This is a genomic window from Arthrobacter ramosus (assembly GCF_039535095.1).
GTDB lineage: Bacteria > Actinomycetota > Actinomycetes > Actinomycetales > Micrococcaceae > Arthrobacter > Arthrobacter ramosus.
Genome location: NZ_BAAAWN010000001.1, coordinates 4060935 through 4076360, shown reverse-complemented (window position 1 = coordinate 4076360; position 15426 = coordinate 4060935). Strand labels below are relative to the sequence as shown.

At 64.4% G+C, this 15426-nt stretch carries 16 protein-coding genes; 10 read left to right on the top strand and 6 right to left on the bottom strand.

Annotated elements, in window-relative coordinates:
• Positions 1-4: 4 nt before the first annotated feature.
• The 5 genes from ABD742_RS18800 (at position 5) to ABD742_RS18780 (ending at position 4121) form a co-directional block, all read left to right on the top strand.
• Positions 5-1066 (top strand): ABC transporter ATP-binding protein, encoded by a 1062-nt coding sequence (locus tag ABD742_RS18800; RefSeq protein ID WP_234751434.1) that lies wholly within the window; start codon positions 5-7, stop codon positions 1064-1066.
• Positions 1063-2610 (top strand): inositol monophosphatase family protein, encoded by a 1548-nt coding sequence (locus ABD742_RS18795; RefSeq protein ID WP_234751435.1) that lies wholly within the window; start codon positions 1063-1065, stop codon positions 2608-2610. The genes ABD742_RS18800 and ABD742_RS18795 overlap by 4 nt, the downstream gene beginning before the upstream one ends.
• Positions 2591-3442: a DUF6454 family protein gene (locus tag ABD742_RS18790; RefSeq protein WP_234751436.1), complete on the top strand. Its 852-nt coding sequence runs from the start codon at positions 2591-2593 to the stop codon at positions 3440-3442. The genes ABD742_RS18795 and ABD742_RS18790 overlap by 20 nt, the downstream gene beginning before the upstream one ends.
• 56 nt (positions 3443-3498) lie before the next feature.
• Positions 3499-3675 (top strand): hypothetical protein, encoded by a 177-nt coding sequence (locus ABD742_RS18785; RefSeq protein WP_234751437.1) that lies wholly within the window; start codon positions 3499-3501, stop codon positions 3673-3675.
• A 143-nt stretch (positions 3676-3818) separates the two neighbouring features.
• The gene (locus ABD742_RS18780; protein ID WP_028266109.1) at positions 3819-4121 is read left to right on the top strand and encodes a DUF4193 domain-containing protein; all 303 of its coding nucleotides are present in this window, start codon (positions 3819-3821) and stop codon (positions 4119-4121) included.
• 123 nt (positions 4122-4244) lie between these two features.
• Here ABD742_RS18780 and ABD742_RS18775 read toward each other — a convergent pair whose 3' ends face one another.
• On the bottom strand, positions 4245-5696 hold the full coding sequence (locus tag ABD742_RS18775; protein WP_234751438.1) for an HNH endonuclease: 1452 nt from the start codon (positions 5694-5696) through the stop codon (positions 4245-4247).
• 571 nt (positions 5697-6267) lie between these two features.
• Between ABD742_RS18775 and ABD742_RS18770 the strand changes: the two genes are divergently transcribed.
• Positions 6268-6813, top strand: coding sequence for an AMIN-like domain-containing (lipo)protein (locus ABD742_RS18770; protein ID WP_234751439.1), 546 nt, complete (start codon positions 6268-6270; stop codon positions 6811-6813).
• An 87-nt stretch (positions 6814-6900) separates the two neighbouring features.
• Here the strand turns inward: ABD742_RS18770 and ABD742_RS18765 are convergent, their stop codons facing one another.
• The 5 genes from ABD742_RS18765 to ABD742_RS18745 form a co-directional block, all read right to left on the bottom strand.
• Positions 6901-8466, bottom strand: a complete 1566-nt coding sequence (locus ABD742_RS18765) for an APC family permease (protein ID WP_234751440.1) — start codon at positions 8464-8466, stop codon at positions 6901-6903.
• 286 nt (positions 8467-8752) lie between these two features.
• Entirely contained in the window at positions 8753-9139 is a 387-nt protein-coding gene (fliW, locus tag ABD742_RS18760) for a flagellar assembly protein FliW (protein WP_234751442.1), read from the bottom strand.
• Positions 9136-10023, bottom strand: coding sequence for a flagellar hook-associated protein FlgL (gene flgL / locus ABD742_RS18755; protein WP_234751444.1), 888 nt, complete (start codon positions 10021-10023; stop codon positions 9136-9138). Before flgL ends, fliW begins: the two co-directional genes overlap by 4 nt.
• A gap of 3 nt (positions 10024-10026) precedes the next feature.
• Positions 10027-11448 carry a flagellar hook-associated protein FlgK gene (gene flgK / locus ABD742_RS18750; RefSeq protein WP_234751445.1) on the bottom strand — a complete coding sequence of 474 codons (1422 nt, stop codon included), beginning with the start codon at positions 11446-11448 and terminating at the stop codon, positions 10027-10029.
• Between the two features lie 66 nt (positions 11449-11514).
• Complete coding sequence (locus tag ABD742_RS18745; protein ID WP_234751446.1) at positions 11515-12015, bottom strand: flagellar protein FlgN; 501 nt, start codon at positions 12013-12015, stop codon at positions 11515-11517.
• 300 nt (positions 12016-12315) lie between these two features.
• Here ABD742_RS18745 and ABD742_RS18740 point away from each other — a divergent pair, with 300 nt between their 5' ends.
• From ABD742_RS18740 to ABD742_RS18725, 4 genes are all read left to right on the top strand, one after another.
• Entirely contained in the window at positions 12316-13182 is an 867-nt protein-coding gene (locus ABD742_RS18740; RefSeq protein ID WP_284982081.1) for a flagellin N-terminal helical domain-containing protein, read from the top strand.
• A 117-nt stretch (positions 13183-13299) separates the two neighbouring features.
• On the top strand, positions 13300-14679 hold the full coding sequence (gene fliD, locus ABD742_RS18735; RefSeq protein ID WP_234751448.1) for a flagellar filament capping protein FliD: 1380 nt from the start codon (positions 13300-13302) through the stop codon (positions 14677-14679).
• A gap of 12 nt (positions 14680-14691) precedes the next feature.
• Positions 14692-15132 carry a flagellar export chaperone FliS gene (gene fliS, locus ABD742_RS18730; RefSeq protein WP_234751449.1) on the top strand — a complete coding sequence of 147 codons (441 nt, stop codon included), beginning with the start codon at positions 14692-14694 and terminating at the stop codon, positions 15130-15132.
• Positions 15122-15418, top strand: coding sequence for a hypothetical protein (locus ABD742_RS18725; RefSeq protein WP_234751450.1), 297 nt, complete (start codon positions 15122-15124; stop codon positions 15416-15418). The genes fliS and ABD742_RS18725 overlap by 11 nt, the downstream gene beginning before the upstream one ends.
• Positions 15419-15426 lie beyond the last annotated feature (8 nt).

Sequence of the window (15426 nt, the reverse complement as noted above, 5' to 3'; positions counted from 1 at the left end):
ACCATTGACTGAACCACCTGCCAGCAGCACAAAGCCGGGAACTCCGGCGTCGGACGGTGGCCTGACCATCCGCGGCCTCCACAAGATCCTGGGCGGCCGCACAATCATCGACAACCTCGATCTGTCGGTAAAGGAAGGCGAACTGGTGTCCTTGCTGGGGCCCTCCGGCTGCGGCAAGACAACGACGCTGCGCATGATCGCCGGCTTCCTCGAGCCGGACTCCGGCTCCATCGAGGTGGAGGGCCAGGAAGTCTCCCACTTGGGCGCCGAGAACCGCCCGAGCGCGATGGTGTTCCAGAACTACGCGCTGTGGCCCCACATGACCGTGGCCAAGAACGTCGGCTTCCCGCTGAAGCTCCGCAAGATGTCCAAGGCCGAGATCAAGGACAGGGTGGAAGCCGTCCTGGAGTTGGTCAGCCTTTTGCACCACAAGGATTCCAAGCCCCCCCGCATTTCCGGCGGCGAGCAGCAACGCGTGGCTTTGGCCAGGGCACTGGTCCAGGAGCCGAAGCTCTTGCTCCTCGACGAACCCTTGAGCAACCTGGACGCGAAACTGCGTGTCAAAGTACGTGAAGACATCCGCAAGATCCAGCAGGAACTGGGCATCACCACGGTCATCGTCACCCATGACCAGGAAGAAGCGATGTCCATGTCAGACCGGATCGCCGTCATGAATGCGGGCCGGATCGAGCAATACAGTACCCCGGAAACGCTCTATGCCCGCCCGGAAACCGAGTTTGTAGCCACCTTCATCGGCAGCATGAACCGCCTCGAGGGTTCGCTCAACAACGGACTCATCACCGCGGGCCCGGACATTCTCGGGATCCGACCCGAGGACGTCATCCTGGCAGACGCGCCCTTCGCAGATGCGGTCCCGGCGACCGTCGAGAGGGTCGTCCCACGCGGACACTTCCAGGAAGTATACGTGCGCAGGGCCGACGCCCAGCTCCGCAGCTTCGTCAGCGGCGAGCTCATGCAGCCAGGCCAACAGACCTATGCCGGGATCCGCAAAGCTATGACCTTCCGGGACGGACGCCTCGTGGCAGAGGCAGGTGCCGCACATTGAGCAACACCATTGACACTAAAAGGACCCGCGCCACGGCCCATCGGGGCGACTCCAGCAAACACCTTGAGAACACGCTGCCCGCCATCGCCTCAGCCATCGAGGCGGGTGCGGACCTCGTGGAAGTGGACGTTCGGGTAACGAAGGACGGGCGGGTGATCCTGCTCCATGATGCCTCGCTGCTTAGGATCTGGAGCCTCGACGCGGACGCTGCAGACGTCGGCTATGACCGAATCAAGCAACTGGGCGCCGGCGAGGAGCGGATTCCCCTGCTTTCCGAAGCCCTAGAGCTTCTCCGCGGCCGCCGGTCAATCTTGCTCATCGACATGGACGAGCCCGGCCCCGCGGGGGCGGCTGCCGCCGTCGTGCGCGAAAGCGGCATCGAAGTGGCCTGGTGCGGGAACCTGGACGGAATGCGGATCATCCGCGCCCTCGACCAGGACGCCCGGATTTGGCTGCCCTGGAGCAAGAGGACCGCCCCGCCGGAAGAGCTGCTGGCCGAGCTGAAGCCCGAGTTCGTCAATTCCGAGCACGTGGTTCTCAGCAAGCACATGGTCGAACAGATCCACGCCGCGGGAGCCAAAGTTGCATGCTGGACCGTGGACGACTTGGAATCCATGCGATGGGCCTTGGGACTCGGCGTGGATTCGATCACGAGCAACCAACTGGACCTGCTGCAAAGCGCCATCGCGGAAGACCCGCAGGCATGGGCTTCGGCCCAGGCTCCCGGAGGACTCGCCGGAGATGAGGTTCTTGAGTCCCGGAAAGTCGCGTTGGAACTGGCCGAATGGGCCGTCGGGTACATGCGCGACGCCGATCGCGGCCAGGTCTCGACCAAGGCGCACCCCGCTGATCTGGTCACGGAAGTCGATGTCGCCGTCGAGCGCCATGTCCGCGAAGTGATTGCCGCCCGCCTTCCCGGCCACACGGTGGTGGGCGAGGAAATGGGCGGAGTCGCAGTGCCAGGCGCACCGTGTTGGTACCTTGATCCCGTCGACGGAACCACCAACTACGTGAACCACATTCCCTGGACCGCGTTCTCGCTTGCCCTGGCTGTGGACCGCAAGCCCGCGGTGGCCGTCGTCGCAGATCCCTGGCGTGGCGAGATTTTCGAGGGGTGGGCCGGTCATGGTGCCTGGCTGAACGGAACGCCGCTATCGCTGGCTCCTGCGGGAGTTTCGACGGCGGCCCTGGCCGGAACCGTGGTGGCGACCGAACTCGCGGGGCACTTGCCGTGGCCCGGAATGCTGGAACTGCTCGCCGAGCTCGGCGAACGGCACAGCATCATGCGGATCATGGGGTCAGCCACCATGACGGTGGTTGGCGTAGCTGCCGGGCGTGGTGCGGGGGCCATCATCGGGAGCTTCAGCCCGATCGACCACCTGGCCGCGACGCTCGTTGTTCAAGAGGCCGGAGGCATCGTCCTCAATTCCGAAGGCGAGATGGACACGTTCCCGGAACAGGGCGGGATCCTTGCGGCCCGTCCGGAATACTCTGCCGAGCTATACGAACTGTGGAGCCAGGCACATGCCGACGCCGGCAATTGAGCGCCTCGCCGACGCTGTCTCCGCTCTTGACCGGCGAAGCCGCTTCGAACTGGTTGATGAGATCCGCCTCGACTTTCCGACCCACCACCCGCAGGGCATGGCCTTCGCCAAGGGGCTGACGTTCTTGTCGTCCGTTGAGATCCACAAAGCGCCGCGCCCTGCGGCGGATCCGGCGCTGCGCACTCCCGGGCGGGGGACCGGGCACGTGTTCGTCCTCGGTGCAGGCGGCGAATTGATCCGCGACATCCACCTGGGCGAGGACACCGTCTACCACCCGGGTGGGATTGATTTCGACGGCCACCACGTGTGGGTGTCTGTCGCCGAATACCGGGCCGGGAGCAGAAGCATCGTCTATACGATCGATCCGGACGCCTTCGAGGTCCGTGAGCGGTTCCGCGTGGATGACCATATCGGCTGGATCCTCCGCGATCCCGGACTGGACCTGGTGTTCGGCGGAAGCTGGGGTTCCCGGCAGCTCTACACCTGGGATACGGAAGGTCGCCTGGTGGACGAATGGGAGAACCCCGGCCACTTCGTCGACTATCAGGATGCCCAGCTCCTGGGTCCGGGACTGCTGCTGTGCAGCGGGATTTCGCTGTTGCCGCAGGCCGATGGCACCACCCTCGAACTCGGGGGCCTGGCCCTGGTGGAACCGCTGCGGCAAAGGATCACGTGGGAGGCGCCTATCAGTGTGTTCAGCGGTGCCGGTCACGTCATCACACGCAATCCTGTCGCCGTCACCGCGGATGAATCCGGACTGCTGATTCACGCTGCGCCGGATGACGGGGACGACGACGGCGGTACGCGGATACTGAGCTACAGGATCATTTAACACAGCCGTGACAGACCGGAAACCGGTCCTGAACGGGGCCTCGATAGCGTGGCCGCATGATCGTATCCATCATGTCCAAGATAAGTGCCTGGATCGAAGCTGCCTACTTCTACGACGCCGCCGAGTTGGGGGCTTCCGGAGCTACTGAAACCACCCGCTACGGTTGGCTCCCGGCCCTCAGCGGGGTGGCTATCGCCGACGCCCAGGCGCGGAAAATACGGGCCGCGGAGTAGCGCAAACCCCGGGATTCCGGGGTTTTTGAGTGGCCAAATGTCTTGTTGAACACACTATTCGTTGATGGCGTGTACTATGCCCTAAACTGCTTCACTGAGGTGCCTGAAATGGCACTATGCAGCAACGAAAGTGAACCACAACAATGGCTACCGATTACGACGCCCCACGCAAGACCGAAGAAGAGTCTCCCGCCGAATCGCTCGAGGCCCTTCAGGCATCGCGCGGCTCCGGTGCCCAGACTGCTGTCATCGATGTCGACGAGAACGACACAGCCGAGGGCATCGACCTTCCGGGCGCCGATCTGTCCGGCGAAGAACTGACCGTCATCGTTGTCCCGGAGCAGTCCGATGAATTTACGTGTTCATCGTGCTTCCTGGTCCGTCACCGGTCGCAGATCGCACTGGAAAAGAACGGCCTCAAGTACTGCCGCGACTGCGAAGGCTAAACCCCGCACGCAAAGCAGCCCCGCCCGACTGGAAACCAGCAACGCCAAACCAGCCGGGCGGGGCTTTTGCATGCCTGCGGGACCGCCGTGCCTGCGGCGCCGATGTGCCTGCGGCGCGGCCCCTCAGGCGGCTTGGAGTTCGGTGGCGTGGGCGTACTTGAGGGCTTTGGCGTGGTGTCGTAGCTTGCGGCGGTGGCGTCTGGAATGCGGGGCGGTATCGGGTCGGTCTGTGCCTTGTATCCCGGTACCGGGCAGGGGCGGGGCTGTGGAGCGGTAGTGGTGTCCGGTGGGGGTGCGGATTTCAACGACGTGGCGTGTCCCGGGGGCGGTTTTTGCTGTCCAGCCGGTGAGTTCTTTGGTGTGGTTGCAGGCTTCGCATAGGCCCGCCCCGTTACTGAGGCTGGTGGGGCCGTCGTCGTGCCACGGGACGATGTGGTCGAAGTGCCTGATCGGTGCATCGCAGTAGGGGGTGCGGCAGGTGTCGTCGCGGGCCTGGATGAAGCGCCCCATGCCTGCCGGGAACAGCCGCGCCCTCGAATCGGCGGCGACAAGGTCCCCGGATCCGGGGGCGGTGTAGAGGCGCCGGAGCCAGAGCTTGAGTTCTTGACCGCCCTCAGGGTCGCCGGTGAGGATTGCCCGTGCCCAGGCGGCCGGCACGATCCCGTAGCCGGGCAGGCGTGCCGGCTCGGCATCGCCCTGGAACAGGGTCCGGTCGGTCATGACGAGCTGGACCTCCACCCCGCTGATCCCGCCTGGGGTGCCGGTGATGCGTTCGACCAGGGCGTCTGCCATGATCTGCCCCCGGCTCCGGGTCTCTCCGGACGAGCGGAGGGTGTCGGCGTGCCGGGACAGGGCCGCGTGCACGGCCACCCCCTGGGCGACGGGAAGCAGGGCGGTCAGGTAGGTCATGGTGTCCGGGGCCGGGCGCAGGCTGACGTGCCGTTCGGTCGCGGCGTGGCCGGCACGCTGCGTGACGGAGCGGGGGTCCCGCCGGTAGGCCGCGGTCCGGGCCGCGGCGATGATGGCCTTGTCTCCGGCGCCGTCGAAGGTCCCCGTGTCCGCGGCGAGCTCCTCGTCCACGGCGCAGCGGTCCTCGGCGGCCAGGCAGGCGGTTTCCTTCACCAGCAGGGTCGCGCGCCATTCGTTGAGCTGTCCGGCGTCCAGGGCGGCCAGGGTGTGCGGCATTTCGGCCACAAGCGCTTTGGCGAGGCCGTGGAGCCGGGATCCGCGGGCGGGAGACTCCCGCCGGGCCAGGGCCACCTGCGCCGCGACCCCGCGTCCCTGCTCCTCGGCCGGTACACCGGCCGCCGCCTCGGCGCTGCGCTGGGCGGCATCGAACGCGACCGTGATCCTCGCCTGCAAACCCGCGGCCGCGGACTTCAAGTCCTCCAGGGCACGCAACTGGCTTATCAGTTCGGTGCCCCCGCCCGGTTCGGTGCTGCCGGCGTATGGCCGGAACGAGGCAACGGCATCGATCAGATCCCGCACCCAGGCATCTGACACAGGAGCATCCGGACCCGCGCCGCCCGACAGCGCGCCCGCTCCGATCAGCTGTGTTCCCCGAATCCCGGCCATAAACCAAGCATTTCAGGGACCTACGACATTATTAGGCCGAAAAGACCCGTCCAATCGAAAGAACTTAGAAAAAATTTGAAGAACTGCACAGGACTGGCCATCGATAGGGAGCGGTCGACCCGGCGGAACCTAGGCCGAAGCCAAGACTCCGAACCGCGTTGGCACGTCGCTCGCCCAGCCCGGGGCCGGCGCCCTGTTTCGTCCGGGGTGCGACCGGCGGGTGCTCCTCATGAGTCGTCGTCTTCGGCGAATCATAGCTGCGTCATCGTCTCGACAGTGCCGTCGACCCCTGGTCCGCGGCCACACCGGCCGACGAAGACGCCGATTGAACAGCCGCTTGGCTCGAAGCCACCGCTCCGGCGTCGTTATCCCTGATAACGAACTGAGGCCAGAAACCACCCCGAAACCCCGGAAAACCGAGGAAACCAGGCCCCTGAATCACGTCCCCGTGACCCTTAGCTGGGTCCGCTAACAGTTGGGCGCCGAAGCGGATACGAAGCTCCTGAAAGGGCCCCGACGCTCCTACGCTTGAAGTATCGGATCGCTCAAGCACTCAAGGGGATGGGCCCAAGTGAGAAAGTTTCATGCGTGGTTGGCGGCATTTGTAGTGGCCGCCGGTCTTGGTCTCGTGGCTCCAGGGGCGGCGTCCGCAGCCCCTTATTGCGGGATCGTCTGGGGATCGTTGGCGAAGTCCAACCCCGCGCTGACCCAGGCACAAGTGGTCAATGTCAGGACGGGCCAGCAACCCTGCTTTGACCGCCTGGTGATCGACCTGAACGGCGCCGTTGCCGGCTATTCAATCCGCTACGTTCCACAAGTACCGCACGACGGCTCGGGACTTCCCGTCGAACTGAGGGGCAATGCGTTCCTGCAAGTCACGGTTAACGCCCCCGCGTACAACTCCGGCGGCAATGCCACATACAACCCGGCTGACAAGAACGAGCTGACGAACGTCACGGACTACAAGACCTTCCGGCAAGTGGCCTTCGCTGGCAGCTTCGAGGGATACACCAGCCTTGGCCTGGGTCTTCGCGCCCGGCTCCCCTTCAGGGTCTTCACGTTGGCTGGTCCGGGAACGGGATCGCGCCTGGTGATCGACGTCGCCCACATGTGGTGAGCGGCCCGCGGGAACGCAGGCCAACCGACACACAACAAAAGCCCTGCTCCGGGTGATTCCGGAACTGGGCTTCTGCCGCGCCGAGGGTTACTCGGGTACCACGAGGGCTGGCGTATCCTTGCGGAGGGTTTCGCCGCGGAAGAAGCCGGGCCGAACGCGGGCCATGACCACCATGACCACCGCTCCGAGCGCCAGGATGCCGATGCCGATGATGAACACGAGGCCGACACCGAAGATCTCGGAACCGCTGCCGAAGGACGGAGACCAGCTGTCCACCGCCGTCTGGATGAAGACGAGGGTCAGCACGACGCCACCGATCACCGGGAAGAGCAGGCGCATGAAGAAATTGCGGACGCTGCTGAACACGCTGTGCCGGAAGTACCAAGCGCAGGCAAAAGCGGTCATTCCGTAGTAGAAGCAGATCATCAAGCCCAGGGCCAGGATAGTGTCGTTGAGGACGTTCTCGCTGACCACCTTCATGATGGCGTAGAACCCGCCGGAGATAGCCCCGGCCATGATGGTTGCATAGCCTGGAGAACCGAAGCGCTTGCTCACGGTGGAGAACTTCTGCGGAAGGGCGCCGTAGTGACCCATGGCGAGCAGGCTTCGGGCGGGGGAGGCCATGGTGGACTGCAGGGACGACGCTGTGCCCGCGAGTACGGCCAAAGACATCAGGATGGCCAAGGGGCCCATCACGGGGGAAGCCAAAGCGGCGAAGATATTGGACTGGTTGTCCGGGTTGTTGAGGCCGATGCCGTCGCCGCCAACGCCTGCGACCATCATCGTTGCGACGATCACCGCGACGTAGAGTCCCAGGACGGCGATGGCCGTGGTGGTTCCAGCTCTGCCGGCAGTACCCTTGCCGCCCTTGGTCTCTTCATTGACCGTCAGGCAGACGTCCCAGCCCCAGTAGACGAAGACCGCCAGGGACATGCCGGCAGCGAACTGCTCAAAGCTGCTGATCTTCGTGGGGTCGAACCAGTCCCAGCTGAAGGCGATGGCGGTGGGGGTGTCGCCGGAGGAGGCGTGGGTGAGGGCCATGACGATGAACACGCCCAAGACCACTACCTGGAATCCCACCATGGCGTACTGCACGAGTTTGGTGGCGTGCAGGCCCCGGTAGCTGACCCAGACGGCAAGTGCCACGAAGGCCAGGCATGTGGCGATGTTCAAGGGCTTGTTGGAGGTGAGGTCGGCAAGATCGGGATTGCCGAAAACCTGGGCGAGGAAGAGGTAGAAGAAGTCCACCGCGACGCCTGCCAGGTTGGAGAGGACGATGATGTTCGCGGCCAGCAGCCCCCAGCCGCCCATCCAGCCGATGAACGGGCCGAAGGCCTTGGTGGCCCACGTGAAGGTGGTGCCGCTGTCGGGAGAATCTGCGTTGAGCTCGCGGTAAGCGAACGCCACGAGGATCATCGGGATGAACGCGACGATGAAGATCGCAGGCAGTTGCAGGCCCACCGCGTTGACCGCCGGGCCCAGTGAGCTGGTCAGGCTGTAGGCGGGTGCCACGGAGGAAATACCAAGGACGACGACGGCGAGGAGCCCCAGCTGCCCCGTCTTGAGTCCTTTGCCGCTGATGCCGTGTTCGGTGCCGGCGGGATCGTGGGCCTCCACGGTTTTCCTTGCGCTTGGGCGGGTTATTTGAGTCATGTGCTTGGCTCTTTCTAGATGGCCGAGAGGTGTCGCTGTGTGATGCCGGGGCATCCGGTCATGCAGATTGTTCTCTAATGAGACGGGAGTCACTAAATGAATGACGTTCATTTAGTATGGACGCGGAGAAGCCTTGGCGCAAGTGTTATTGCCAAACAATTTTGGTTCGGGGTGGATCATCTGAGCGAGCGTCTGCCGGAAACGGCCCAAAAGTGAGCGAGCGTCTGTCGGAAACGACCCAAAAGTGAGCGGGCGTCGGCTTTCAACAAAAGGGGGCGGGTGCTGCTTAGGCGCTCAGCTCGGCCCGGAGGGGGTATTCCTTGCTGTCAAGGAGAAGCTGCGTGCAGCGTCCGGTTTCCGGGTTCAGCACGATGGGGGCCGCGAGATTGACCGTGGTCTTTTCCGGAGTCGGGTTGACCACTACCAGGGTGGTTGCCAGCTCAGCCCGGTCCAGCCCGAGATCCTCCAACGTCGAGCGGGGGATGGCGGGCGCGTAGTCCGGAACGTAAACGGCGGCCTCGGCCAGGAACATCCGGATGCGCGGGCTGGCCGACTCCATCGCGTAGAGTCCGGGGGCGCCGTCGATTCCCCGCAAAGCGAAGCCGTCAGAAGCTTCAAGCCCCGGCATGGGCGCGGTGAAGCTCAACTCCCGGGAAGCCTGTGCCGTGCTCATTTGAGGAAATCCATGAGCGTGGGCTGGAGTGTCTTGGCGGTGACCGCGAGGGCAACCTGATAATTGGTTTCCTGCAGCTTCAAGTCCATGACGACCTTTCCGATGTCTGCGTCTTCAATTCCGGAGCGCTGTGCGTCGAGCGACGCCTTCAGTCCATCGACGGAATCCTGGGCGCGCATGAGTTTGGTCTGCCTGGCACCGACGTCCGCGCGTCCGTTGACGACCGACTTGATCTTGTCACCGATCGCCGTCAAACGGCCGCTGACATCCGCACCGGAGCGGATATCCGCGACGACGTTGCTCACCAATGCGAAAACCGAACCGGCGCCGTCACCGAAGATCGCACCGCCGTCGGCGTCTACCCGCACCGTCTGCGTTGCGTCAATCCGCCGTTCTACTGTCCCGCCTGGTGTTCCGTTGTACGCAGGCGGCGCGGCGCTGCTGAATGCGCCAGCGGAATCGGAACTTCCAGCGAAGACGTTGCGGCTCAGGTACTGCGTGTTCGCCTGGGCGAGGAGGTCCTTGTTGAGGCCTTCGATTTCGACGGCGATCGCCTCCTTGGCGGTGCTGTTCAGGGAACCGTTGGCAGCCTGGACCGTGAGGTCCCGGACCCGGTTGAGGATGTTGGTGGCTTGACCGAGGGCCGCGTCCGCGGTCGTCAGCCAGCCATTGCCGTCGTTGATGTTGTTCGAGTACTGTCCGGCGGCGCTGAGCTGGCTTTTCGTAGCGAGCAGGTTCGCCGTGGCCGCGGGATCGTCCGAGGGCCTGGTGATGTTCTTGAGGTTGCTGGCCTTGTCCTGCAGCGCGGCGAGCTTGGACTGCCCGGCCTGCAGGTTCAACTGCGCGGCCGCGGACATCGTTTGGTTCGTGACACGGTTCAGCATGGCTTACCTTCCCACCAATCCGGTGTGGTTGATCAGGACGTCGAGGGCTTCATCCACGGCCGTCATCGCCCGGGCAGCCGCTTGGTAAGCGTGCTGGTTGCTCAGGAGGCTGATGTTCTCCTCGTCGAGGCTGACGGACGCCCCGGAGGAACGCTGCCCGACGGCGGCAGTGCTCGCCGCGTCGGCGAGCCGCTGGTGCTGCTGTGCCGATTGGGACGCCGTGCCGATTCCTGTGACGATTCCGGACCACAAGGCGTCAGGGGATCCTTGCCCGGTGCCGATTTGGGCAACGGCATCCGCGATCTTGCCGTCGAGGGCGCCGGAGGCGGGGCTGCCGGTCGCGATTCCTGCGGCGCTCGTCGGGACAACGGTGAGTGACAAGGCTGCCGGGGCACCAGGGGTGGTCGCGAAGAAATCGAGGCTTGAGGCACCGGTGGTGGACAGCCCGGTGCGGTGCACGGCATTAACGTCGTTCATGAGTTTGGTGGCGAACGCGTTGTAGGAAGCGGCGGCCTCGGAGATGGCGCCTCCCGCGCCTCCCGACGCGGCGGGGGCAAGGAGGGAGACCGCGCCGGCGAGCTTTCCGCCGTCGAGGGGGACCGCCACACCGGGGCGATCGGCCCATTCCAAGTGCACCGCTGAGCCCGGCGCGCCCATGCTTGCCTGGCCGCTCAAAGTGAGGTCGCGGTGCGAAGTACCCGAGACGATGGCGTTGCCGCCGACGAAGACATCCACCGTGCCGTCGGCGTTGTCCCGGACGGTTCCACCCGCGAGGGAGGCAACGGTTTCCGTCACCTTGTTGCGGGCGTCGATGATCTCATTGGCGGAGCCGCCCGAGGCTGTGACGGAACGGATGGTTGCGTTGAAACCGGCCACCCGGGCGGCGGCATCGTTCAGGGTGGCGACGGTGCTTTGGGCTTCTCCGCGAATCCGCGTCCACTGTGAATCCAAGGCCTTGTAGCCAGCCGACACGGTATTGGCGAGGGTGGTACCGGCTTGCAGCAGCACTCCGGCCGGGGCTGCTTCGCCCGGGTGGTTGGAGACTCCCTGCCAGGAGGACCAGAAAGTCTGCAGCGCCGTCGATATTCCAGCGGACCCGGGCTCGTTCAGCGAGCCTTCGAGTTGCTGGAGTTCGGTGGAGCGATAGCCGGCGTAACCGGCCTGGGCGGCGCCGGAGCGCACCCCGGCATCGAGGAAGCTGTTGCCCAGGCGGGCGATCCCGTCCACCGACACGCCTTGACCGGCCTGGGCGCCCGCTGCGAAGAGGCCCGTGCGCGCGGGTGCGCCGACGGCCGATTGCTCGATCCGCTGCCTGGTGTACCCGTCAGTGCCGGCGTTGGCGATGTTCTGTCCGGCAACGTTGATGCCTTGCTGCGCCGCGGTGAGGCCCAGGTAGGCCGTATTGAGTCCGCCGAATGTGCTCACTGCTTTGTCCTTTGGGTGATCCGGGCCCTTGGTGGTCCGGCCTTTTGTTGTCCGGCCGTGTTCCGGTCAGAATTGCTGGTCGAAAAGGCGGGACGGGGTTGAGTCCGCGGTCCTGCCCTGGGAACCGGTCCGCCCGTGGGAGTCGTAGGTCCCGGCCGCCGGCTTCAGATCCGCCATGGTTTCCTGGGTGGAACGGACGGCAGCGCGAAGGAACTGCTCGTTTGAATCGCGTAGTTCCTTGATGGTGGCGGTCTGCTGCTGCATCGCGTTCAGGTGCGAGGACAGGACATCAGCCCAGGCTTCTTCCGGAGCGGACGAGGCCAGCTCGCCCAGTGAAGATTCGGCAGGCAAGCCCCATTGCTCTGCCACCGCCGCCACTTCCACCGCCCTTGCAAGCCCGGCCTTGGACAGGTGTCCCAGGACCTGTTCCACTTCCCGAGTGCCATGCGGCAACCAACGGGATTTGCCCGCCGTGAGGAGCAGTTGCTCTTCCTCCAGCTTGAATGTCAGCAGATCCAGTAGCTCACGTTCTCGCCACAGCAGGGCCGACAGTTCATGGATGGCCATGTCGGGTCAACTCCAGTTCCGGGTTGGTTTCTCGGGTGCGTTGCCGCGGGAAAGCACTTCCCCTGTGCCTTCGCCGCGTTGAAAACAACTATCGGCTGCCGCGGCCAATGCGTTAGGCGTTGTTTATGCATGATTTATTCACTTTGTCCAGTCAAGTGACGCGCGGTGGATCTTGTGGCCCGCGGCAAATTTTCCTGCGGCTTTTTGCTAACCAAAGGCGACCGTTGTTCCGATAACCAGAAGTGACAGGCCACGGACGGCCTGGGAGTACCAGCAGACCCAATCATGGAGGAATACATCATGGGCATGGCAATCAACACAAACCTGATGGCGAACAACGCTTACGGCAACCTCAACCGCACGCAGAACGACGTGTCGAAGTCGATGGAGAAGCTCTCCAGCGGCCTGCGCATCAACCGTGCAGCTGACGACGCAGCAGGCCTGGCAATTTCGGAAGGCCTCAAGTCCCAGGTCAGCGGCTCGGCAGTCGCCGCCCGTAACGCCCAGGACGGCATCTCGGTCATCCAGACCACTGAAGGTGCACTGACTGAAGTCCACTCGATCCTCCAGCGCATGCGTGACCTCGCTGTCCAGGGCTCGAACGACACCAACAACGCCGCATCCCGCTCAGCGATCAAGGGTGAAGGTGACTCGCTCGGCAAGGAACTGGACCGTCTCACGCAGTCCACCCAGTTCAACGGCATCGACCTGCTCAAGGGTGCGGCTGGAAACAGCGGCGCGGCCCTGAACATCCAGGTCGGCACCGGCGGTAGCGCCAACGACAAGATCGCCGTGAACCTCGGTGACGTCGCAACCGCCGTCGGAACCGGCGCTACGGGCCTCTCCGGCGCCGCAGGTGCTGCAGGCTTCAAGGTGGACACGAGCGCCAACGCCCAGCTCACCATCGCTGCTGTTGACACCGCCATCGCGGCAGTTTCGGCTCAGCGCGCCGACTTGGGTGCAACCCAGAACCGTTTGGAGCATGCCACGAAGACCCTCCAGGTCTCCGGTGAAAACCTGCAGGCGGCCGAGTCCCGCATCACGGACACGGACATGGCTTCGGAAATGGTCAAGTACACCAAGGCCAACATCATGTCCCAGGCCGGCACCGCAATGCTGGCCCAGGCCAACCAGTCCGGCCAGGGCGTTCTCTCGCTCTTGCGCTAAAACCTTCCGGTAGCAGACCGGTAATAAGCGAATGGCGGCCAGGGCGGGAACACCCCCTTGGCCGCCATTCGCGTCCGGATCCCGCCCACATAACCAACCCATCCGGAAGGACCAAACGTGGCAAGCTCGATCGACGGCCTCGCCAGCGGCTTGAACACCACCTCCATCATTAATTCGCTCATGGCGGTGGAGGCACAACCGCAGACACAACTGAAGACGAAGCTAGCGTCAGACCAGACGATGATTTCGACCCTTCAGTCGCTCAACTCGAAGTTGTCATCACTGAAGGATCTCGCGAGCGGCGACTCGGCCGTGAACGCCTTGAACTTGTTTAGCGCCACCACGAGTTCGCCGTCGCTCAGCGCGACGGCGACCACCTCCGCGACCGCAGGCTCCATCGACGTCACAGTCACCCAGCTGGCCCAGAGCCAAGTGGACGTCACCGCAGCCATGAGCAGCTGGCCCACGGACGGCTCGGGTGCCCCCGCGCCGCTGACGCTCGTCGACTCCACGGGAAAACAGACCGAGCTCACGCCCGCATCCACCTCTCTTGACGACGTCGTAACGGCAATCAACGCCGCGTCCGGCCCGGCTCGTGCCGTGAAGGTCCCGGCAGGCAACGGAGCCTACCGCCTTCAACTGACCGCAACCACCTCAGGCGCGGCTGGAGCCTTCAGCGTCTACCAGGGCACGGCAGCGCAGGTGAGCGCGGGCACCGCGACCGACCTGATGGCGGACCCTTCCGCCGCCGTCGTCAAGGCCGCCCAGGATGCCAAAGCAACCCTGTACGCAGGCACTCCGGCGGCACAGACAATCGCGTCCGGAACCAACACCTTCACCGACTTGCTTCCCGGCGTGTCAGTGACGGCCTCCGCCGTCACCGCAGCACCGGTGACCGTGAACATTGCGAGCGACTCCGCAGGGATCACCAAAAAGGCAGGGGACTTGGTGAACGCGGTCAATGACGTCCTCGGCTTCGTGTCCATCTACAGCGCGGTGACCCAGACGACCGACGCTAATGGCGCCTCAGCGGCCAGCGGCGGGATCTTCAGCGGCAACAGCGGTGTCCGCTCGGTCAACGACCAAGTCTTCTCAGCCATGTCGATGCCCGTGAACGGGAAGTCTCCCTCCGAATACGGAATCAATGTCACGAGGGATGGAAACTTCACCTTTGACGCGGCCAAGCTCCAATCGTCCTTGGCTTCGGATCCGGCGGGGACGCAGGCAGCGCTCCAGACCATTGCGTCCCGGGTGTCCGACGCTGCCACCAGCGCTACCGATCCGTTCACCGGCTCGGTAACCGCCCTGATCAAGGGGCAACAATCCGAAGTGGCTGACCTGGGCAGCCAGATTTCGGACTGGGACCAGCGCCTGGCCACCAGGCGGCAGACCCTGCAAACCACGTACAACGCCATGGAAGTCGCCCTTGGCCAACTCAACGCCCAGCAATCATGGCTCACAGGCCAGATTGCCGGCCTTTCGAGCTCAACGAAGTAAGGAGCGTAAAGCATGACCTCCACAGCCCTCCGCGCCAGCCAGCTTTCCCGGTACAACGACGACGCCGTCCTCTCGGCCCCGCCGGCCAGGCTCCTCACGATGCTTTATGACCGGCTGCTCCTGGACCTGAACCGCGCCCAGTTCGCCCAGGAGAATGCCAACTGGGGTGTCGCAAGCGAAAACCTGCTGCATGCCCAGTCGATCGTCACCGAGCTGTCCTCCACCCTGAAGACCGATGTTTGGGATGGGGCATCCGGGCTGCTGAGCATCTACCAGTACGCGATGGAAGCCATGATCGGCGCAAACATCTACCGTGACGTCAACCGGACCAAGGAATGCATTGTGCTCTTGGAACCGCTCCGGCAAGGCTGGCACGACGCCGCGTCGCAGCTGCCTGTCCAGGCCACGGTATCCGGCACGGCAAGGACGAACGGCACGCTCGGTGTGGGCTGATCCGGTTCAGGAATGGTCCGGAATCCTGGACCGGCTTGAAGCAAACATCGCCTTGGCCGTCTCCGGCGGCGAGCCCGAGCCATGGAATCCGCCCGCCGAGGCCGAGACCGGACCACTTCCTGAAGAGCTGGCGGACCGGGCGCGCCGGATCCTGGACGCGCAGCTGGAGTCCATGGCCATGCTCGGCAAGGTCCGCAACGACGCGCTCGCCCACTTGGACGCCCTCAACGCCGTCCCGGACAGCCAAAGTTCAGCCCGCCCGCTGTTCCTCGACGTGCAGGGCTGAAGAGAAGT